The organism is Pseudomonas laurylsulfativorans (assembly GCF_002906155.1).
In the GTDB taxonomy this organism is placed as follows: domain Bacteria; phylum Pseudomonadota; class Gammaproteobacteria; order Pseudomonadales; family Pseudomonadaceae; genus Aquipseudomonas; species Aquipseudomonas laurylsulfativorans.
In genome coordinates this window covers 59658-80799 of sequence record NZ_MUJK01000002.1, presented here as the reverse complement: position 1 = coordinate 80799, position 21142 = coordinate 59658, and the positions used below count along the sequence as shown (strand labels likewise).

Sequence of the window (21142 nt, the reverse complement as noted above, 5' to 3'; positions counted from 1 at the left end):
TTTGTCACTCAAATCCGCAGGTCAGTCGGCAAGCCGTCTTGTTCAATCTCTGACTTGAGGGGGCCGCCGGTGTCGGGACCACCCTCAAGCTTTGCTACATCAAGGCGAGCGATCAGCGTCGCTTGGCCATCTCGTTGATGAAGCGATCGAACAATGGCGCTACGTCGTTCGGGCCAGGGCTGGCTTCCGGGTGACCCTGGAAGCTGAAGGCGCTCTTGTCGGTACGCTCGATACCTTGCAGGGTTCCGTCGAACAGCGATTTGTGAATCGCGCGGACGTTGGCTGGCAGGGTCGCTTCGTCTACGGCAAAACCGTGGTTCTGGCTGGTGATCATCACCACACCGCTGTCCAGGTCCTGGACGGGGTGGTTGGCACCGTGGTGGCCGTGGCCCATTTTCAGGGTCTTGGCGCCGGAGGCCAGGGCCAGCAGCTGGTGACCGAGGCAGATGCCGAAGACCGGGATCTCGGTTTCCAGAACGTCCTTGATCGCCTGGATCGCGTAGTCGCAAGGCTCCGGATCACCAGGGCCGTTGGACAGGAACACGCCATCTGGCTTCAGTGCCAGTACGTCGGCTGCAGGCGTTTGCGCCGGCACCACGGTCACGCGGCAACCGCGCTCGACCAACATGCGCAGGATGTTGACCTTGACGCCGTAGTCGTAGGCCACGACGTGGTACGGCAGTTCGGAGGCTTCGATGGTCGCGTGGCTGTCGGTTTTCAGATCCCAGACAGTCGAGCGCCACTCGTAGCTTTCCTTGGTGCTGACGACTTTTGCCAGGTCCATGCCCTTGAGACCTGGGAAACCCTGGGCGGCGGCGATGGCAGCCTCTTCGGAAATGTTGTCACCGGCCATGATGCAGCCGTTCTGCGCACCTTTTTCACGCAGGATGCGCGTCAGGCGACGGGTGTCGATACCGGCGATGGCCACAACGTTGTTGGCCTTCAGGTAGTCGGACAGGGACATCGTGTTACGCCAGTTGCTCGCAACCAGTGGCAGGTCACGAATGACCAGGCCGGCAGACCAGACGCGGTTGGACTCAGCGTCTTCCGGCGTGGTGCCGGTGTTGCCGATGTGCGGGTAAGTCAGAGTAACGATCTGTTGGGCGTAGGAAGGATCGGTAAGGATTTCCTGATAGCCGGTCATTGCGGTGTTGAACACCACCTCACCAACGGTCTGACCGTCGGCTCCAATGGCTTCGCCGCGAAAAATGCTGCCATCAGCAAGGGCGAGTATGGCTGGCTTAGTCAAGAAGACCTCCCGTAAATAAAGCCTGAAAGGGCGATCGCAGGTTGTAAAAAAGCGGAGTGACGTATGGACACGTCACCCCGCTTCTTCACTGAATTATTCTGCGCGCTTTTAGTGGACACACTAAAGCTGTAGCTTACAGAAAAAGGGCTTTTTGGTCTACCGCCAATGAGCCTTAAAGGCTGGAGAATGCGACAGGACGTCGCTTGGCGGAACAAAACCGGGCCCAAACGCTGTGCGTGAGCCCGATTTCGGATGCATCTTAACGCAGATCGAGCACGTCTTGCATGTCGTAAAGGCCAGGCTCGCGCCCATCCAGCCACAACGCAGCACGCACCGCACCCTTGGCGAAGGTCATGCGGCTGGACGCCTTGTGAGTGATCTCGACACGCTCGCCGTCGGCGGCGAACAGCACGGTGTGATCACCAACGATGTCGCCAGCACGCACTGTGGCGAAACCGATGGTTTCACGATCACGAGCGCCGGTCTGACCCTCACGACCATACACCGCTACCTTCTTCAGATCGCGACCCAGCGCATCGGCAATCACCTCACCCATGCGCACGGCAGTGCCGGACGGCGCATCGACTTTATGCCGATGGTGAGCCTCGGTGATCTCAATATCGACATCGTCGCCCAATACGCGAGCCGCGGTGTCGAGCAACTTCAGGCACAGATTGACGCCGACACTGAAGTTGGCCGCGAAAACAATCGGAATGTCCTTGCCCGCTTCCGCCAGAAGCTGTTTTTCTTCAACGCTGAAACCAGTTGTACCGATGATCATGGCCTTGCCATGTTTACGGCAGAAAGCCAGGTTCTTCAGGGTCACCGTCGGGTGCGTGAAATCGATCAGCACGTCGAACTCGTCGACCACCCGATCCAGATCACCAGACAGAGGCACGCCGATACGACCCAGCGCCGCCAGCTCACCGGCATCCGCGCCGACCAGCGTGCTGTCGGGACGATCCACCGCCGCCGTCAGACCGGCGCCCGGGGTTTGCTGCACTGCCTCAATCAGGGTCTTGCCCATGCGCCCGGCGGCGCCCATCACTGCAATACGTCGCATGCCTGCCTCCTTACAAATCGCCGAAGAAGCGCTTCACGCCTTCGAACCAACCGGTGGTTTTCGGCGAATGGCTGTTGTCGTCCGCCAGGGAGCTACGGAACTCCTCAAGCATTTCGCGCTGGCGCCGGCTCAGATTGACCGGAGTCTCGACCGCCACACGGCACATCAGATCACCTGCACCACCACCACGCACCGGCGCAACACCTTTGCCACGAACGCGGAACTGCTTGCCGGTCTGGGTCCCCTCAGGGATCCTCAGCTTGACCCGGCCATCAAGGGTCGGAATCTCCAGCTCGCCACCCAGCGCTGCATCGACGAAGCTGATCGGCACTTCGCAGAACAGATGCTTGCCATCGCGCTGGAAAATCGCGTGCTCGCGCACGTTGATCACCACGTACAGGTCGCCAGTCGGGCCACCCTGAGCACCCGCCTCGCCTTCGCCGGACAGACGAATGCGGTCACCGGTATCGACACCGGCCGGCACTTTCACCGACAGGGTCTTGTACTCTTCGACACGACCTTCGCCGTGGCAGGAATCGCACGGATCGGAAATGATCTTTCCCTGGCCATGGCAGCGCGGGCAGGTCTGCTGCACCGAGAAGAAGCCTTGCTGCATGCGCACCTGACCGATACCGCCGCAAGTCGGGCAGGTTACCGGCGAAGAACCTTTCTTGGCACCGGAGCCGTCGCAAGGCTTGCAGTTGACCAGCGTCGGAACGCGGATATTCACGGTCGTGCCGCGTACCGCTTCTTCCAGGTCCAGTTCCAGGGTGTAGCGCAAATCGCTGCCGCGCTGAGCGCCGCCACGGGAACCGCCGCGACCGCCACCGAAGAAATCACTGAAGACATCGCCAAAGATGTCGGAGAAGTTCTGACCGCCGAAACCGGCGCCGCCACCACCCATGCTCGGGTCGACACCGGCATGACCGTACTGGTCGTATGCCGCGCGCTTGCTGGAATCGGACAGCACTTCGTAGGCCTCGTTGGCCTCCTTGAACATCTCTTCCGACGCCTTGTCATCGGGATTACGGTCCGGGTGGTGCTTCATCGCCAGGCGACGGTAGGCCTTCTTCAGGTCCGCTTCGCTTGAGCCACGCTCAACACCCAACACTTCGTAATAGTCACGCTTTGCCATAAGTCTTTGCACTCTTGAGGACGTCCGACAAAACCCTCCTGAGTTTGCCGAACTCGTTGAGCCCCAATACAGGCCCGGACCCAACTCACGTCAATTCAACGATCCTGGTCTTTGATTCTTGCGGTACTTGCGGCGCGAAAAGCAGGAGCATTCCCGGCCATACCACCACCATGCGAGCGCTGTCGCATGCTGTAAAAATTCGCGTATTCCAGATACGCCAACGCGGGAGCAAGCTCCCGCGCGGCGACATCCTACCAGTCACCGCCTAAAGGCAGTCAACCGGCCGACCAACAACTTACTTGTGGTCTTTGACTTCTTCGAACTCGGCATCGACAACGTCGTCAGCCTTTTCAGCCGATTCGCCCTGCGGTGCAGCGCCTTCAGCAGGCTGAGCCTGTTCGGCGTACATCTTCTGCGCCACTGGAGCGGAGACTTTCGACAGCTCTTCAACCTTGGCGTCGATAGCAGCCTTATCGTCGCCTTTGACAGCGGCTTCCAGGGCAACTACGGCAGCTTCGATTGCAGTCTTCTCTTCGGCAGTCACTTTATCGCCAGCATCGGCAACCATTTTGCGCGTCGAGTGAACCAGAGCATCGCCCTGGTTACGGGCAGCGGCCAGCTCTTCGAACTTGCGGTCTTCCTCGGCGTTCGCCTCGGCATCACGCACCATGCGCTCGATTTCTTCGTCGGACAGACCGGAGTTGGCCTTGATCACGATCGACTGAGTCTTGCCGGTAGCTTTGTCCTTCGCACCTACGTGCAGGATGCCGTTGGCGTCGATGTCGAAGGTCACTTCGATCTGCGGCACGCCACGTGGAGCTGGTGGAATGTCGGCCAGGTCGAACTTGCCCAGGGATTTGTTCTGTGCAGCTTGCTTACGCTCACCTTGCAGCACGTGAATGGTCACGGCACCCTGGTTGTCGTCGGCAGTCGAGAACACTTGCGATTTCTTGGTAGGAATCGTGGTGTTTTTCTCGATCAGCGCAGTCATCACGCCACCCATGGTTTCGATACCCAAGGTCAGCGGGCTGACGTCGAGCAGCAGAACGTCTTTCACGTCACCGGCCAGTACCGCGCCCTGGATAGCAGCACCCATGGCAACCGCTTCGTCCGGGTTGACGTCTTTACGAGCTTCTTTACCGAAGAACTCGGTCACCAGCTTCTGAACCAGTGGCATACGGGTCTGACCGCCCACCAGGATCACATCGTTGATCGCGCCAACGTCGATACCGGCATCTTTCATCGCGATGCGGCAAGGTTCGATGGTGCGCTGAACCAGGTCTTCCACCAGCGCTTCGAGCTTGGCGCGGGAGATCTTCACGTTCAGGTGCTTTGGACCGGTGGCGTCTGCAGTGATGTACGGCAGGTTCACGTCGGTCGACTGGCTCGAGGACAGTTCGATCTTGGCTTTTTCAGCGGCTTCTTTCAGGCGCTGCATGGCCAGCGGATCACCCTTGAGGTTCATGCCGCTTTCTTTCTTGAATTCGTCGACGAGGTAGTCGATCAGACGAATGTCAAAGTCTTCACCGCCCAGGAACGTGTCACCGTTGGTGGCCAGTACTTCGAACTGGTGCTCGCCATCGACTTCAGCGATCTCGATCACGGAAACGTCGAAAGTACCGCCACCCAGGTCGTAAACGATCACGGTGTGATCGCCCTTGGCCTTGTCCATACCGTAGGCCAGAGCGGCTGCGGTCGGTTCGTTGATGATACGCTTCACGTCCAGACCGGCGATGCGGCCGGCGTCCTTGGTCGCCTGGCGCTGGCTGTCGTTGAAGTAGGCCGGAACGGTGATCACCGCTTCAGTCACGGTCTCGCCGAGGTAGTCTTCGGCGGTCTTCTTCATTTTCTTCAGGATTTCAGCCGAGATTTGTGGCGGTGCCATTTTCTGGCCGTTCACTTCAACCCAGGCGTCGCTATTGTCAGCCTTGACGATCTTGTAAGGGACCATCTGAATGTCTTTCTGCACAACTTCTTCGTCGAAACGACGACCGATCAGACGCTTCACCGCATACAGGGTGTTATGCGGATTGGTCACTGCCTGACGCTTGGCCGACTGGCCAACCAGAATTTCGCCATCGTTGGCGTAAGCGATGATCGACGGCGTGGTACGCGCGCCCTCAGCGTTTTCAATAACTTTTGCCTTGCCGTTTTCCAGCACGGAGACGCAGGAGTTGGTAGTCCCCAGGTCGATACCGATAATTTTGCCCATGTTCACTCTCCCGAAACTTTGGATTTGGTTGCCGCAGCAGTGGTGGCTAACTGCGGTAGCACTTAAACGCTTGACTTATAAATGGGGGCCTTGCGGCGGATTTCAAGCCTGCTCGTCAATCGAAGGCGAAACCGGCGCAGGGGCCTTGCTGACCACGACCATCGCAGGGCGCAGCAGGCGACCATTGAGCTGATAGCCCTTCTGGAACACCTTCAGAACGCTGTTAGGCTCGACGTCGGCGCTTTCCTGCATGGCCATTGCCTGATGGTGAACGGCGTTGAACGGTTCGCCATGCGGATCGATCGCTTCAAGCTGATAGCGCTTGAGAGTGTCGTGGAACATTTTCAGGGTCAGCTCGATGCCTTCGCGCATCGGACGAATGCTTTCGTCGTCCGGGCTGGACAGTTCCAGGCCGCGTTCCAGGCTGTCGACGATCGGCAGCAGGTCGCTGGCGAACTTTTCCAGCGCGAACTTGTGAGCCTTCTCTACATCCTGCTCGGCGCGACGGCGGACGTTCTGCAGATCGGCGGCTACACGCAAAGCCTGATCCTGAGCGCCTGCCAGTTGCTCTTCGAGCACTTGTACACGAGCCGCCAGGTCTTCACCCGAAGCCTCGGGCGCCTGGTTGGCGTCTGGGTTTTGCGTATCCACTGTCTGTTCGTCAGCCATAGATTTCTCCTTTCAATATCGTCCGCGATCTCAACTCGCGCTTCTGCCCAGCTATATGGGGCCGCAAAATCCGGCTTCAAGGGGGACCGACGATTAACCCTACAAAAAACAACTGCATTGTCATTCCCGGTCGCGATAAGGGTTTCGTCGGACCGAGCGAATCGAGCTAACGAGGGGCATTGTCAGCCAGAAACAAAACACTGTATAAATAACCAGACCTAACACCTGGGAGCGGCCCACATGCTGGTGCACCTGTCCGTACACAACTACGCCATCGTTGAACATCTCGATCTCGAACTCGATCGCGGGATGAGCGTGATCACCGGGGAAACCGGCGCGGGCAAGTCGATCATGCTCGACGCGCTGGGCCTGACCCTGGGCGATCGCGCCGACAGCGGCGTGGTCCGCCCCGGCGCCGACAAGGCCGACATCCTGGCCACCTTTGATCTGGCCGATATTCCGGAAGCCAGCACCTGGCTGGCCGAACGCGACCTCGAAAACGACGGTCCGTGCATTCTGCGCCGAGTGATCACATCGGAAGGACGCTCGAGGGGCTACATCAACGGCACGCCCTGCCCCCTTGGCGACCTCAAGGCACTGGGCGAACTACTGATCGACATTCACAGCCAGCACGAACACCAATCCCTGCTCAAGACCGATACCCACCGGCGCCTGCTCGACGAGTATGCCGGTGCGACGGACCTTGCCCGCCAGGTTCAACTGGCCGCCCAACGCTGGCGCCAGACCCGCCAGGAACTGGAACGACTCTCCAACTCTGGCGATGAGCAACGCGCCCGTCATCAGTTGCTCAGCTACCAACTCGAGGAGCTGGAAAATCTTGGCCTCGGCGATAACGAGCTGGAGCAGCTTGAGCAAGAGCACAAGAACCTGACCAACGCAGAAACCCTGCTGGGCATCTGCCGGCAGGTCGTAGAACAGTGCAGCGAAAGTGATTCCGGCAACGTGCTGAATGCACTCACTGCAAGCCTCAACCGCTTGTCCAGTGTGAATAATTCGATCGGTGCTCTCGGCGAGGCCAGCAGCCTGTTGACCAGTGCGCAGATCCAGGTTGAAGAAGCCGTGGGCGAGTTGAACCGCTTCCTCGACAACTTCGACGCCGATCCGGCGCGCCTTCAATACCTCGAAGAGCGGCTCGATGCGATCTATACGATGGCCCGCAAGCACCGCATCCAGCCGACCGAAGTTGCCGAGATGCAACAGAAGCTGCTGGATGAAATCGAAACCCTGAACGCCAACGACGAATCCATCGAGCGCCTGAGCGATGAGCTGTCGTCCTATGCCAGGCACTATCAGGAAAAGGCCCGGGAACTGAGCGATCTAAGGCATCAAGCGTCGAACAGCCTGGCCAGCGCCGTGGAACAGGAAATCCAGCGCCTGGGCATGCCCGGCGGTCACTTCACCATTGAACTGCGCCCGAACAGCAGCAACGAACTGCTGCCAAATGGCCTGGAACAGGTAGAACTGCTGGTCAGCGCCAACCCTGGTCAACCGCTGAAGGCCCTGGCGAAAGTCGCGTCCGGCGGCGAACTATCACGGATCAGCCTGGCGATTCAGGTAATCACCGCACAAACCTCCCGCGTACCGACTCTGGTGTTCGACGAAGTCGACGTCGGCATCGGCGGCCCGACTGCAGAAATTGTCGGCCAGTTGCTGCGCAGGCTCGGTGAGCGCGGGCAGGTGCTGACCGTGACCCACTTGCCACAAGTGGCAGCGCAAGGCCATCAACATCTATTTGTGCATAAAGTGCGCGGCGAAGATGCCACCCGCACGGCCGTTTCCAAACTGAGCAAAAACGACCGCGTCGAAGAAGTCGCGCGAATGCTGGGGGGCATCGATCTCACCAAGGAGTCCCTGGCTCACGCGAAAAAAATGGTGGTTGCCGCAAAAGCTTGAATAAAGGCAGAAAGCACGAAGGCGACCCTGGGGTCGCCTTCGCTCGTTTCGCGAACCGATGTTCGCGCGACATGCTTACTTTTTCTTGCGCACGTACAGCACCAAATTGTGATCAACCATCTCGAAGCCATACTTGTCGACGATTGCTTTCTGAAGCCGCTCGATTTCTTCGTCGAAGAATTCGATCACTTCGCTGGTTTCGACGTTGACCATATGGTCGTGATGCTTTCCGTCGTCCAGTTCGAAGACCGCATGGCCTCCGTCGAAGTTGTGCCGCACCACAAGGCCAGCTGCCTCGAACTGGGTCAGAACACGGTAAACCGTGGCCAGACCGACGTCCTCACCAGCCTCCATAAGGGCCTTGTAGACATCCTCGGCACTCATGTGGCGTTGCTCGGCGGAATCGAGCATTTGTAGAATTTTGACCCGTGGCAGGGTCACTTTGAGGCCGGCTTTGCGTAGTTCGCTATTTTCAACCATGGTCAGCTTTCTCGCGATGCTGCTTCGCAGCTTCTCTTAATGCGGGTATGATCGGCGTTTACGTTGTCCCAGCCAAGATAGTGGAAGTCGCCCACCGATGCAAAACACCAAGCTCTTGCTAACCAGTTTCACCTTTGTGGGACTGCTCGCACTCGCCGGTTGTTCATTCCCCGGGGTTTACAAAATCGACATCCAGCAGGGCAATGTCGTCACGCAGGACATGATAGACCAGTTACGCCCGGGAATGACCCGTAAGCAAGTACGGTTTATCATGGGCAACCCTCTGCTGACTGACACGTTCCATGCCGATCGCTGGGATTATCTGTACAGCCTGCAACCAGGTGGCGGTGAACGCCAACAGGAACGCATTAGCGTTATCTTCAACCCAAATGATCAACTTGTCAGCCTCTCTGGTGATTTCATGCCAGGCGTAAGCCGTGACGAAGCCATTCTTGGCAAGGACAGCGGTACGACAGTGGCCGCCCCGGCAGAAAACGTCGAGAAGCCAAAACCGGAAAAGCCGGTCAAGCCAGGCTCGTTGCTGGATCAGATCCAGAAGGACGTCGACGGTGTAGAAACCGTTCCGGTCCCGACGCCACAACCGCTGGACACCTCGCCGCAATAATTTGAGACGCAATAAAAAGCCCGGCATGTCCGGGCTTTTTATTGTCTGGCGTTCAAGCCACTCACTGACTCCGCGCTTTGGCCTCGGCAGCTTTTGCCGCGCGCAGTCGGCGCACCTCTTTTGGATCGGCCAACAGGGGTCGATAAATCTCGATACGATCCCCTACCTCGACAGGCCGACGCTCTGGATCGGCTATAACTTTGCCGAAAATCCCCACAGGGCAACTAGCCAGATCCAGCTCCGGAAACTCCTCCGCCACGGCTGACCTGAGCAAGGCCGCCCGTACCGTCGTCCCGGCAGGCACCGCCACCGTCAGCAGTACTTGACGGTCTACAGCCGCATAGACCACCTCGACTTCAATCATGACCTCAACCATGTATCTGCTTGGCACGCTGGCAGAACGCATCCACCAGGGTATTGGCCGCCTGGTTGAATAGCGGCCCCAAAGTGGCGCGAACCAGCGGCCCGGCATAATCGAACGACAGATCCAGGCTGATCTTGCAGGCCTTTTCACCCAAGGGCTTGAACACCCACACACCGTGCAATTGATTGAACGGGCCTTCCTCAAGGTTCATCTCGATCGATTGACCGGGCACCAGGGTGTTGCGCGTCACGAAGTGCTGACTGAGCCCACCCTTCGCCACTCCAACGCTCGCCCGCATATGCTCAGGGGAGCTCTCCAGGACTTCGGCAGACGAGCACCACGGCAGAAACTCCGGATAGCGCGCCACGTCGTTGACCAGGTCATACAGCGCTTGTGCCGGGTACGGCAGCAAGGCCGAACGTGAAATGTGTGTCGTCATGTCAGCGTCACTTCCACAGCTGGGCGGCAAACACTACGAGAATGCCGATGGGCGCCACATAGCGCATCAAGAACAAGGACAGGCCAAACAGCGCAGGGTTGCGGATCGACAGCTCGTCGCGCACCGCTTCACGCCCCATGACCCAGCCCGCAAACACCACGAAACACAAACCGCCAAGCGGCAACATGAGTCGTGAGGTGAAGAAATCGATCACGCCAAAGAAGTCGAGACCACCGGCTGCTCCCCATTGGTAGAGGTGGAACATCCCGCCTTCGTTCACGAAGAACTTGGCCTCCTTCCAGATATTGAAGGAAAACACCGTACCCAGGCCAACAAACCAGCAACTGAAAGCCAACCAGAAGGTAACCCACGCACGGCTCACCTTAGTGCGCTCGACCAGGTAAGCCACCATCGGCTCAAGCAGGGAGATCGCCGAACTCCAGGCCGCCACCGCCACCAGCACGAAGAACACCACGCCCATCAATTGGCCGAATGCCACGTTGCCAAAGGCAAACGGCAGGCTGACGAACATCAGCCCCGGCCCTTCGCTCGGATTCAGGCCCGCAGCAAAAACAATCGGAAATAATGCCAGACCGGCCACCAGGGATACGAAGGTGTCGAGCAGCGCCACGCCAACGACCGTCCCTGAAATCGACGAGTCCTTCGGCATGTAGGCGCCGTAGATCATGATCGAGCCAACGCCCACGCTCAGGGAAAAGAACGCGTGCCCCATTGCCGGCAACAAGCCGTCCATGACCTTTTCCGGGTGGAAGTCGAACATGAAATGCACGCCTTCCATGAAATGCCCGGTGGTCATGCTGTAGCCCAGCAATACGAGGATCATCACGAACAACAACGGCATCATGATTCGCAAACTGCGTTCAAGCCCGGCAACCACGCCCTTGGCGATCACCACGGCTGACAACAGCATGAAAATCGTGTGCCAAAGTGTCAGGCGCCACGGATCGGCGATCACGTTGCCGAAGTAAGCCCCCACCTGATCCGCCGTTACCCCCTGGAAGTCGCCACGCCCCATGTCGATGATGTAATCCAGCGACCAGCCGCCAACCACACTATAGAAAGACAGGATCAGCAACGCCGTAATCATCCCGGCAAACGCGCCCCAGGACCATTTGGCCGAGTGCCCCGCCTCGACCGCCAGCACCTTCAAGGCATTAGCCGGACTCTGCCGGGCACGCCGGCCGATCAGGGTTTCGGCCAGCATGACCGGCACGCCGATCAGCGCGATGCAGGCCAGGAACATCAGCACGAAGGCGCCGCCGCCATAGACGCCGACCATGTACGGGAATTTCCAGATACTACCCAGTCCCACGGCCGAACCGGTCGCGGCGAGTATGAAGACCCAGCGGCTAGCCCAACTGCCGTGGACAGAAACCTTGTCTGTCGACATCGTTATCACGCCCAAGCGTTCAAAAAAGAGGCCGCATTGTCCGGGATTCAATCAACCTGCTCAAGCACGTAGCAACCCCATAGCCGACTCTGCTGTAACTCCCTATAATGCCGCCCCTATGGCTAAACAGAAGAAACACCCAACAGGGACCATCGCGCAAAATAAAAAGGCGCGACACGATTACTTCATCGAACATCGGTTCGAGGCTGGTCTGGTCCTGGCCGGCTGGGAAGTAAAAAGTCTGCGGGCAAGCAAGCTGCAACTGGTTGACAGTTACGTGCTGCTCAAGGATGGCGAAGCCTGGCTGCTTGGCAGCCACATTACGCCCCTGACGACCGCCAGCACCCACGTCATCGCTGACCCAGTCCGCACCCGCAAGCTGCTGCTCAACCGGCGCGAGCTGGAAAAGCTGTCCGCTGCCGTGCAGCAAAAGGGTTACGCCTGCGTGTGCCTGTCCTGGTACTGGAGCAAGCACATGGTCAAGTGCGAGATCGCACTGGGCAAGGGCAAGAAGGAATACGACAAGCGCGATACCGAGCGCGAACGCGACGCCGGTCGCGAGTTGCAGCGCGCGGTACGCAACAAGGGCAAGGAAGAGTAATTCTTCTGTCCTGACGCGACTTTGTGGCGAGGGAGCTTGCTCCCGGTGGGGTGCGAAGCGCCCCTCGCTTGACGGCGTCCGTCACTATTTCTGCTGACGACTGCTGCGCAGCCGAACGGGAGCAGGCCCCCTCACCACAGCAAACTCCCTCACCACAATCAAGCTACCACCTCACATCCCCTTGCGCCGCTCCGCCCGGGCCATGCGCTGCACTTCCTGACGCACTTCTTCCAGCACCTCCTGCACATACAGAATGTGTCGACTGGAAACTTCCCGCGCCAGCTCCGCCCGTCCTTCGATAATCGCCTGATACAACTCCCGATGCTGCGTGATCAGCATGTCGCGGGTTTCAGTGCGCTGCTTGTACATGCCACCTATGTTCGTCACCACGTTACGCTTGAGCAGGTCGAACAGCCCGCGAATGGTGTGCAACAACACGGCGTTGTGGCTGGCCTCGGCGATCGCCAGGTGAAATCTTGCGTCTGCCGCCCCTTCTTCGGCACGACTCACCTCTTCGTGACGTGAATAACAGTCCTGTAATTCGTTGAATGCCGCGGTCAGCCGCTCGCGATCCACATCAGTGGCACGCAGCGCCGCGTAGTAGGCGCAAGACGCCTCCAGCGTATGGCGGAACTCCAGCAGATCGCGCTGCGCCTCGGGATTGCTTTCCAGCAACTGCAACAAGGGATCACTGAAGGTCGTGCCCAGCGATTCCACCACATAGTTGCCGCCGCCCTGGCGACTGACCAGCAGGCCCTTGGCGGTCAGCTTCTGGATGGCTTCGCGCAACGAAGGGCGTGACACGCCGAATTGTTCGGCCAACGCACGTTCGGCCGGCAAGCGCTCACCCGCCTTCAGCGTGCCCTCGAGGATCATGCCCTCAAGCTGCTCGACAATATCGTCAGACAAACGGCGCTGACGAATCTGATCAAACCCCATAACTCGATTTCTCCACGACCCGACGGCTCGCCGGGGCTCTATTCTGGCCTATTGGCGCCGCGCCAGCACCTGCCACAGCGCATTTGGTCATACCAGGCAAACGCCCCTACACACTTTGCATTCGACAAAAGTTTTAGGGCGGCAAATTGACACACCGCCTACAAGGCTTTTACCCTAGCCAACAGCGATTGTAAATTGGTCTTACCAATTATCCAAGAACGCTGATCAGTGCCTGACCAACAACAATTAGGGGCCACCCCATATGCAAACCTGGCAACAGCTCTATACCCCGCTCGGCAGCCTCGGCCTGTCCGCACTCGCAGCCGTTATCCCCATCGTATTTTTCTTCCTCGCCCTGGCCGTGTTCCGCCTCAAAGGACATGTGGCCGGCAGCATCACCCTGGCTTTGTCGATTCTGGTGGCGATCTTCGCTTTCAACATGCCGGTCGATATGGCGTTCGCCGCCGCCGGATATGGCTTCGCTTATGGCCTGTGGCCGATTGCCTGGATCATCGTGGCAGCGGTGTTCCTCTACAAACTGACGGTCAAGAGTGGCCAGTTTGAAGTCATCCGCAGTTCGGTCCTGTCGATCACTGATGACCAGCGCCTGCAGGTCCTGCTGATCGGCTTCTGCTTCGGTGCCTTCCTCGAAGGTGCAGCCGGTTTCGGCGCACCCGTAGCGATTACCGCTGCCCTGCTGGTAGGTCTTGGCTTCAATCCGCTGTACGCCGCCGGCTTGTGCCTGATCGCCAACACCGCGCCGGTGGCCTTCGGCGCCCTGGGCATTCCGATCATCGTTGCTGGCCAAGTCACCGGCATCGACGCCTTCAAGATCGGCGCCATGACCGGTCGCCAGCTGCCGCTGCTGTCGCTGTTCGTGCCGTTCTGGCTGGTGTTCATGATGGACGGCCTGCGCGGCGTGCGGGAAACCTGGCCGGCAGCACTGGTGGCCGGCTTGAGCTTTGCCGTGACCCAGTACTTCACCTCGAACTTCATCGGCCCGGAACTGCCGGACATCACCTCGGCACTGGCCAGTCTGATTTCCCTGACCCTGTTCCTGAAAGTCTGGCAACCGAAACGCGCTGCCGGACAACACATCGTCGGCGCTGTTTCGGCCTCCGTGGTGAGCGCCAGCGTCGGTGGTTTCGGCCAGAAGCGCACCACCGTGGCTTCGCCCTACAGCCTTGGGGAAATCTTCAAGGCCTGGTCGCCGTTCCTGATCCTGACTGTACTGGTCACCATCTGGACGCTGAAACCGTTCAAGGCGATGTTCGCCGCCGGCGGTTCGATGTACAGCTTCGTGTTCAACTTTGCGATCCCGCATCTTGATCAAATGGTGATCAAGGTCGCGCCAATCGTGGCCGCACCAACCGCCCTTCCGGCAGTGTTCAAACTGGACCCGATTTCCGCCACCGGCACAGCGATTTTCTTCTCGGCGCTGATCTCGATGCTGGTGCTGAAGATCAATATCAAAACTGGTCTGACCACTTTTAAAGAGACCTTCTACGAACTGCGCTGGCCGATCCTGTCCATCGGTATGGTGCTGGCGTTTGCCTTCGTGACCAACTACTCGGGCATGTCTTCGACCATGGCTCTGGTATTGGCAGGTACTGGTGCAGCCTTCCCATTCTTCTCGCCGTTCCTCGGCTGGCTGGGCGTGTTCCTCACCGGTTCCGATACTTCGTCCAACGCCCTGTTCAGTTCGCTGCAAGCGACTACCGCACACCAGATCGGAGTCAGCGACACCTTGCTGGTGGCGGCGAACACCAGCGGCGGCGTGACCGGCAAGATGATCTCGCCACAGTCGATCGCCGTGGCCTGCGCCGCGACCGGTCTGGTGGGCAAGGAATCGGATCTGTTCCGCTTCACCCTCAAGCACAGCCTATTCTTTGCAACGATCGTCGGCCTGATCACCCTGGCCCAGGCCTACTGGTTCACCGGCATGCTGGTGCACTAAGGACTACAAGCTAAACGGTAAAAAACGACGCCGGGCCACGCCCCCGTCGTCCGCAATTCACACCCCGGTCTGTAAGGCTGCTGAAAGCTTCCGGCTCTATATTCAGCAGCCTCAACAGACGAATAACCGGGACCACCCGGAGACACGCCTGATGAGCGAGCTTTTTTACAACGCTGTGCCGAATGCGACCCGTGTCGCCCCACCACTGCCCGAGCCTCGGCAATACCCCAGCGAGAAACCAACTCGGGTCTACCTGTTCGGGACCTGCGTGGTCGATTTGTTCTACCCCGAAGCCGGGATGGACGCGATCCACCTGCTGGAGCGCGAAGGCATTCGTGTCGAATACCCGCAAGGGCAAAGCTGCTGTGGACAACCGGCCTACACCTCGGGTTACACCGAACAGGCACGGACCGTGGCGCGCTCGCAACTGGCGTTGTTTGCCGGGGATTATCCGGTGGTGGTGCCGTCGGGCTCTTGTGCCGGGATGTTGCGCGAGCACTATGCCGACTTGTTCAAGGACGAACCGCAGACGCTGAAGCAGGTTCAGGCGCTGGCAGCCAGAACCTACGAACTGGCTGAGTTCCTGTTGTTTGTCTGCAAGGTGCAGCTCAAGGACAGCGGCGAGCCGGTGAAAGTGGCGCTGCACACTTCGTGTTCGGCACGCCGCGAAATGAACACCCACCTGCACGGCCGCGAGCTGTTGTCGCAGTTGAGCAATGTGGAGCGGGTCAATCACGATCATGAAAGTGAATGCTGTGGCTTTGGCGGGACATTCAGCGTCCGTATGCCAGACATTTCCGGCGCGATGGTGGCTGACAAGACCCGGGCGTTGAAGGAGTCCGGCGCACACAAGGTATTGAGTGCCGACTGCGGCTGTTTGATGAACATCAACGGCTCGCTGGAAAAACAGCAGGAAGCGTTGCGCGGTCAGCATCTGGCCAGCTTCCTCTGGCAGCGTACCGGAGGCGCCAGATGAGCACTTCCGCGATTATTCCTACGGTCGCCGTAGAAGAAGATTTCCGCACCCGCGCCCACAACGCGCTGGGCGACGCGCAATTGCGAGGCAACTTTCGCAAGGCGATGGATTCACTGATGAGCAAGCGGGCAGCGGCGTTCAGCGATGCCCATGAAAGAGAACATTTGCGCGCGCTGGGCAATGCCGTCCGCGCCCGTGCGTTATCCAAGTTGCCCGAGCTGCTCGAACAACTTGAACAGAACCTGACCCGCAACGGTGTGACAGTGCACTGGGCGGAAACGGTGGACGAAGCCAATGGCATCGTCCTCTCGATCATCCGCGCTCACGAGGGGCGGCAAGTGATCAAGGGCAAATCGATGGTCAGCGAAGAAATGGAGATGAACCACTTCCTCGCTGATCGGGGCATTGAATGCCTGGAATCGGACATGGGCGAGTACATCGTCCAGCTCGACCACGAGAAGCCTTCACACATAATCATGCCGGCAATCCACAAGAATGCCGGTCAGGTCGCGTCCTTGTTCCACGACAAACTTGGGGTGGAATACACCAAGGACGTTGACCAACTCATTCAAATCGGTCGCAAGGTCTTGCGGCAGAAATTCTTCGAAGCGGACATCGGCGTCTCCGGTGTCAACTTCGCCGTGGCCGAAACCGGTACCCTGCTGCTGGTGGAAAACGAAGGCAACGGCCGCATGACCACCACCGTGCCGCCCGTACACATCGCCGTCACCGGTATAGAAAAAGTCGTGGAAAACCTGCGCGATGTAGTGCCGCTGTTGTCGTTGCTGACCCGCTCGGCCTTGGGCATCCCGATCACCACGTACGTCAACATGATCTCCGGCCCGCGCAAGGAGCATGAGCTCGACGGTCCGCAGGAAGTGCATCTCGTACTGCTCGACAACGGCCGCAGCCAGGCCTTTGCCGACAGCGAATTGCGCCAGACCCTGAACTGCATCCGCTGCGGCGCCTGTATGAATCATTGCCCGGTGTATACCCGAATCGGCGGCCATGCCTATGGGGAGGTTTACCCCGGACCTATCGGAAAAATCGTCACCCCACACATGGTGGGCCTGGCGAAAGTCCCGGATCACCCGAGCGCCTCGTCGCTGTGCGGTGCCTGCGGGGAAGTCTGCCCGGTGAAAATTCCTATCCCTGCGTTGCTGCGGCGCCTGCGCGAAGAAAACGTCAAGGCACCGGACAGCCCTCATCAAGTGATGCGCGGCCAGGGCAGCAAGTATTCGCGCAAGGAGCGATTCATCTGGAACGCTTGGGCGAAGCTCAACAGTTCGCCGACGCTGTATCGCCTGTTCGGTTTCTTCGCCACCCGTTTGCGCGCCCTCACGCCGAGTAATGTCGGCCCGTGGACGCAAAACCACAGTGCACCGAAACCCGCCGCCCGCTCACTGCATGACATGGCCCGCGAGCACTTGGCCAAACAGGGAGATCGTTAATGAGCGCCAAGCAAAATATCCTCGCCAAACTACGCAAAAGTCTGACTGGCACCACACCAGTGGCTGACAACTTTGATGTCGATCTGGTGACCCAGCCTTACACCTACGCACCTGAACAACGCATCCCACAACTGCGCAAACTGATGGAAGCGGTGCACACGGAAATCCATTTGACGTCCGGCGAAGAATGGCCGGCGCTGCTGGCGCAATTGCTGCGGGAGCGCCAGTTGCCGAGCCTTCTGATCGCACCGACAACGCCCCACGGTCAACGCATCACACAGCATTGGGCGAATTATCCCGATCTGCCGGTGCTCAAGGCCTACGACCGCCCGGTCGAAGAATGGAAAGCCGAACTGTTCAATGACACTCCGGCCAGCCTCACCGGCACCCTCGGCGCCATCGCTGCGACCGGCAGTTTGATCATGTGGCCGACGCGAGAAGAGCCACGCTTGATGAGCCTGGCGCCACCGGTGCATTTCGCCCTGCTCAAGGCCAGTGAAATCCGCGACAACTTCTATCAGGTGCAACAGGAGTTCGAGTGGGCCCAAGGCATGCCGACCAACGCGTTGCTGGTGTCCGGCCCGTCGAAGACCGCCGACATCGAACAAGTCCTGGCGTACGGCGCCCACGGTCCGAAAGACCTGGTGGTGCTGATCCTGGAGGACCAATGAGTCTACCGGCCGCTTTCCTGCGTGATGCACAGCAACTGATTCCACAAGAGCGACGGTTCGACGACCCGCTGTCGACCCTGGCCTTCGGCACTGATGCCAGTTTCTATCGGTTGATTCCGCAACTGGTGATCCGCGTCGAGTCCGAAGACGAAGTGGTGGCGCTACTGAAATTGGCGCAGCGCGACCAAGTCCCGGTGACTTTCCGTGCCGCTGGCACCAGTCTCTCTGGCCAGGCCATCAGCGACTCGGTTCTGATCGTGCTTGGGGATAACTGGAATGCGCGCGAGATTCGCGGGCAAGGCACACAGATTCGCCTGCAACCGGGCGTGATCGGTGCCCAGGCCAACGCCTGGCTGGCACCGTTCGGACGTAAGATCGGCCCGGACCCGGCGTCGATCAACGCCTGCAAAATCGGTGGAATCGTCGCCAACAATGCCAGCGGCATGTGCTGCGGCACCGCGCAAAACACCTATCACACCCTGGCCGGCATTCGTCTGGTGCTGGCCGATGGCAGTCGTCTCGACACTGAAGATGCCATCAGTGTCGCGGCGTTTCGCCAAAGCCACGCCGGCCTGCTGGAGCGCTTGGCGACACTGGGCCGCGAGACCCGCGCCAACACCGAACTGGCTGCGAGAATCCGCCACAAATACCGTCTGAAAAATACTACCGGCCTGTCGCTCAATGCGCTGGTCGATTTCGACGAGCCTGTGGATATCTTGAGCCACTTGCTGGTGGGCTCCGAGGGCACGCTCGGGTTCATCAGTGCGGTGACCTACGATACGGTGATCGACCACCCGAACAAAGCCTCGGCCCTGATTGTGTTCCCGGATGTCGAGACCTGCTGCAACGCGGTCACCGTACTGAAAAGCCAACCGGTGTCGGCCGTGGAACTGCTGGACCGGCGCAGTCTGCGTTCAGTGCAGGACAAGCCCGGCATGCCACCTTTCGTACAGCATCTGTCGAACAATGCCTGCGCCTTGCTGATCGAGTCCCGCGCCGCTTCGTCTAGCTTGCTGCATGAACAACTGGCGCAGATCATGGCGTCATTGAAGACGTTCCCGGTGGAAAAGCAGGTCGACTTCACCGAAGACCCGCAGGAAAACGCCCGTCTCTGGGCCATCCGTAAGGACACCTTCCCGGCCGTCGGCGCCGTGCGCAAGACCGGCACCACGGTGATCATCGAAGACGTCACTTTCCCGGTCGAACAACTGGCCATCGGCGTCAACCGCCTGATCGAGCTGTTCGACAAACATCACTACGACGAAGCGATCCTTTTCGGACACGCGCTGGAAGGCAATCTGCACTTCGTCTTCACCCAAGGCTTCAACAACGCGCAAGAAGTCGCACGTTATCAGGCGTTCATGGATGACGTGGCGCAACTGGTGGCAGTGGAGTTCGGTGGTTCACTGAAAGCCGAACACGGCACCGGGCGCAACATGGCGCCGTTCGTCGAGCTGGAATGGGGCAGCGACGCCTACCAGTTGATGTGGCAACTCAAGCGTTTGCTGGACCCCAACGGCATCCTCAATCCGGATGTGGTGCTCAGCGAAGATCCACAGATCCACCTCAAGCACCTCAAGCCCTTGCCGGCCGCCGACGAGATTGTGGACAAGTGCATCGAATGCGGCTTCTGCGAACCGGTCTGCCCGTCGAAAGGCCTGACCCTGAGCCCACGCCAACGCATCGTGATCTGGCGGGACATTCAGGCGAGAAAACGCGCCGGCATCGACACCACCGAACTCGAAGCCGCATACGAATACCAGGGCATCGACACCTGCGCCGCCACCGGCTTGTGCGCGCAACGTTGCCCTGTAGGCATCAATACCGGCGAGCTGGTGAAAAAACTGCGCAGCCGGAAGGCAACGCATACGAAAACCGCCAATTGGCTTGAAGGAAATTTCGCCACGGCCCTGCAAGGCGCGCGGTTCACCCTGCATGTGGCTAACGGTGCCCGGATGCTGTTGGGAGCACCGCGACTGGCAAAGCTTTCCGCAACCGTGAGCAAACTGTCCAAAGGGCAAGTCCCGCAGTGGACCAACGCCATGCCCCAGCCTGAACGGCCGATTCGCTTCAGCCCGGCGATCAACGATGAGCGCCCGCGGGTGGTGTACCTGGCCGCGTGCGTATCACGAGCCATGGGGCCCGCGGCAGGCGACAAGGAACAAATGTCCCTGCACGACAAGACCCGAGGCCTGCTGGAAAAGGCCGGCTACCAGGTGATTTTCCCGGACAACCTCGACAACCTGTGTTGCGGCCAGCCGTTCGCGTCCAAAGGCTACGCCGAGCAAGCCGAACACAAACGCCAAGAGTTGATTGGCGCATTACTGCACGCCAGTCGAGGCGGGCTTGATCCGATCTATTGCGACACCAGCCCGTGCACCTTGCGCCTGGTCCAGGACCTGGACGAAACCCGCCTGGACCTGTACGACCCGGTGCGCTTCATTCGCACGCACTTGATGGATCGCCTCGACTTCACACCGCAGGAAGCGCCGATTGCAGTGCACGTCACTTGCAGCACTCAGCACCTCGGCGAAAGTCAGGCACTGATCGATCTGGCGCGCAGATGCAGCAAAAACGTGGTCATTCCTGAAGGCATTCACTGCTGCGGCTTCGCTGGCGACAAGGGCTTCACCACGCCGCAGTTGAATGCCCATTCGCTGCGCACGCTCAAGGACGCGGTGCAACAATGCAGCGAAGGCATTTCCACCAGCCGCACCTGTGAGATCGGTCTGACGCAACATGGCGGCATTGACTACCACGGACTAGTCTATCTGGTGGACCGCGTTACCCAGGCTAGGGTGCCCTGATAGCAGGATCTACAGGAAGGTGCATAGATGTGCCTTCCTTGACATCGCTACTTTTCGGAATCGACAGCTCTACAGCAAAAAAACAGAACCCTGACGTGCCACCGCAGTCCACTGATCAAGTCCCGTCAATGCGGGACTTCCCAACACTCGGTAGCCCGATTTGACGGCCAGCAAAGCCT

18 protein-coding genes are annotated in these 21142 nt (G+C 59.3%); 8 read left to right on the top strand and 10 right to left on the bottom strand.

Annotated features, from left to right (window positions below):
• Positions 1 to 112: 112 nt before the first annotated feature.
• From carA to grpE, 5 genes are all read right to left on the bottom strand, one after another.
• Positions 113 to 1249, bottom strand: coding sequence for a glutamine-hydrolyzing carbamoyl-phosphate synthase small subunit (gene carA, locus B0D71_RS06655; protein ID WP_007988689.1), 1137 nt, complete (start codon positions 1247 to 1249; stop codon positions 113 to 115).
• Between the two features lie 259 nt (positions 1250 to 1508).
• Positions 1509 to 2312: a 4-hydroxy-tetrahydrodipicolinate reductase gene (dapB, locus tag B0D71_RS06650; RefSeq protein ID WP_057716481.1), complete on the bottom strand. Its 804-nt coding sequence runs from the start codon at positions 2310 to 2312 to the stop codon at positions 1509 to 1511.
• A 10-nt stretch (positions 2313 to 2322) separates the two neighbouring features.
• A complete protein-coding gene (gene dnaJ, locus B0D71_RS06645; RefSeq protein ID WP_103394089.1) occupies positions 2323 to 3447 on the bottom strand; it encodes a molecular chaperone DnaJ in 1125 nt (374 codons plus the stop codon).
• Between the two features lie 295 nt (positions 3448 to 3742).
• A complete protein-coding gene (gene dnaK / locus B0D71_RS06640) occupies positions 3743 to 5659 on the bottom strand; it encodes a molecular chaperone DnaK (protein WP_103394088.1) in 1917 nt (638 codons plus the stop codon).
• 102 nt (positions 5660 to 5761) lie between these two features.
• Entirely contained in the window at positions 5762 to 6328 is a 567-nt protein-coding gene (gene grpE, locus B0D71_RS06635; RefSeq protein WP_007993584.1) for a nucleotide exchange factor GrpE, read from the bottom strand.
• A 240-nt stretch (positions 6329 to 6568) separates the two neighbouring features.
• On the opposite strand from grpE, the gene recN reads away from it, so the two are divergent.
• On the top strand, positions 6569 to 8242 hold the full coding sequence (gene recN / locus B0D71_RS06630; protein ID WP_103394087.1) for a DNA repair protein RecN: 1674 nt from the start codon (positions 6569 to 6571) through the stop codon (positions 8240 to 8242).
• A gap of 75 nt (positions 8243 to 8317) precedes the next feature.
• Here recN and fur read toward each other — a convergent pair whose 3' ends face one another.
• On the bottom strand, positions 8318 to 8722 hold the full coding sequence (gene fur, locus B0D71_RS06625) for a ferric iron uptake transcriptional regulator (RefSeq protein ID WP_003197684.1): 405 nt from the start codon (positions 8720 to 8722) through the stop codon (positions 8318 to 8320).
• A gap of 97 nt (positions 8723 to 8819) precedes the next feature.
• On the opposite strand from fur, the gene B0D71_RS06620 reads away from it, so the two are divergent.
• Entirely contained in the window at positions 8820 to 9347 is a 528-nt protein-coding gene (locus tag B0D71_RS06620; RefSeq protein WP_007973139.1) for an outer membrane protein assembly factor BamE, read from the top strand.
• A 61-nt stretch (positions 9348 to 9408) separates the two neighbouring features.
• Here B0D71_RS06620 and B0D71_RS06615 read toward each other — a convergent pair whose 3' ends face one another.
• From B0D71_RS06615 to B0D71_RS06605, 3 genes are read right to left on the bottom strand one after another with little or no spacing between them, the layout of a single operon-like run.
• Positions 9409 to 9723 carry an RnfH family protein gene (locus tag B0D71_RS06615; protein WP_103394086.1) on the bottom strand — a complete coding sequence of 105 codons (315 nt, stop codon included), beginning with the start codon at positions 9721 to 9723 and terminating at the stop codon, positions 9409 to 9411.
• Entirely contained in the window at positions 9716 to 10150 is a 435-nt protein-coding gene (locus tag B0D71_RS06610) for a type II toxin-antitoxin system RatA family toxin (protein WP_103394085.1), read from the bottom strand. Before B0D71_RS06610 ends, B0D71_RS06615 begins: the two co-directional genes overlap by 8 nt.
• Before the next feature lie 7 nt (positions 10151 to 10157).
• Positions 10158 to 11561 carry a sodium-dependent transporter gene (locus B0D71_RS06605; protein ID WP_103394084.1) on the bottom strand — a complete coding sequence of 468 codons (1404 nt, stop codon included), beginning with the start codon at positions 11559 to 11561 and terminating at the stop codon, positions 10158 to 10160.
• A 118-nt stretch (positions 11562 to 11679) separates the two neighbouring features.
• Here B0D71_RS06605 and smpB point away from each other — a divergent pair, with 118 nt between their 5' ends.
• Positions 11680 to 12162 carry an SsrA-binding protein SmpB gene (gene smpB / locus B0D71_RS06600; RefSeq protein ID WP_007988707.1) on the top strand — a complete coding sequence of 161 codons (483 nt, stop codon included), beginning with the start codon at positions 11680 to 11682 and terminating at the stop codon, positions 12160 to 12162.
• 171 nt (positions 12163 to 12333) lie between these two features.
• Here the strand turns inward: smpB and B0D71_RS06595 are convergent, their stop codons facing one another.
• Complete coding sequence (locus tag B0D71_RS06595) at positions 12334 to 13101, bottom strand: GntR family transcriptional regulator (protein ID WP_103394083.1); 768 nt, start codon at positions 13099 to 13101, stop codon at positions 12334 to 12336.
• 262 nt (positions 13102 to 13363) lie between these two features.
• Between B0D71_RS06595 and B0D71_RS06590 the strand changes: the two genes are divergently transcribed.
• From B0D71_RS06590 to B0D71_RS06570, 5 genes are all read left to right on the top strand, one after another.
• Complete coding sequence (locus B0D71_RS06590; RefSeq protein ID WP_103394082.1) at positions 13364 to 15058, top strand: lactate permease LctP family transporter; 1695 nt, start codon at positions 13364 to 13366, stop codon at positions 15056 to 15058.
• A 151-nt stretch (positions 15059 to 15209) separates the two neighbouring features.
• Positions 15210 to 16034 carry a (Fe-S)-binding protein gene (locus tag B0D71_RS06585; protein ID WP_103394081.1) on the top strand — a complete coding sequence of 275 codons (825 nt, stop codon included), beginning with the start codon at positions 15210 to 15212 and terminating at the stop codon, positions 16032 to 16034.
• Positions 16031 to 17485, top strand: coding sequence for a LutB/LldF family L-lactate oxidation iron-sulfur protein (locus tag B0D71_RS06580; RefSeq protein WP_103394080.1), 1455 nt, complete (start codon positions 16031 to 16033; stop codon positions 17483 to 17485). Before B0D71_RS06585 ends, B0D71_RS06580 begins: the two co-directional genes overlap by 4 nt.
• Positions 17485 to 18156 (top strand): LutC/YkgG family protein, encoded by a 672-nt coding sequence (locus tag B0D71_RS06575; RefSeq protein ID WP_103394079.1) that lies wholly within the window; start codon positions 17485 to 17487, stop codon positions 18154 to 18156. Before B0D71_RS06580 ends, B0D71_RS06575 begins: the two co-directional genes overlap by 1 nt.
• Complete coding sequence (locus tag B0D71_RS06570) at positions 18153 to 20963, top strand: FAD-binding and (Fe-S)-binding domain-containing protein (protein WP_103394078.1); 2811 nt, start codon at positions 18153 to 18155, stop codon at positions 20961 to 20963. Before B0D71_RS06575 ends, B0D71_RS06570 begins: the two co-directional genes overlap by 4 nt.
• Positions 20964 to 21142: the final 179 nt, after the last annotated feature.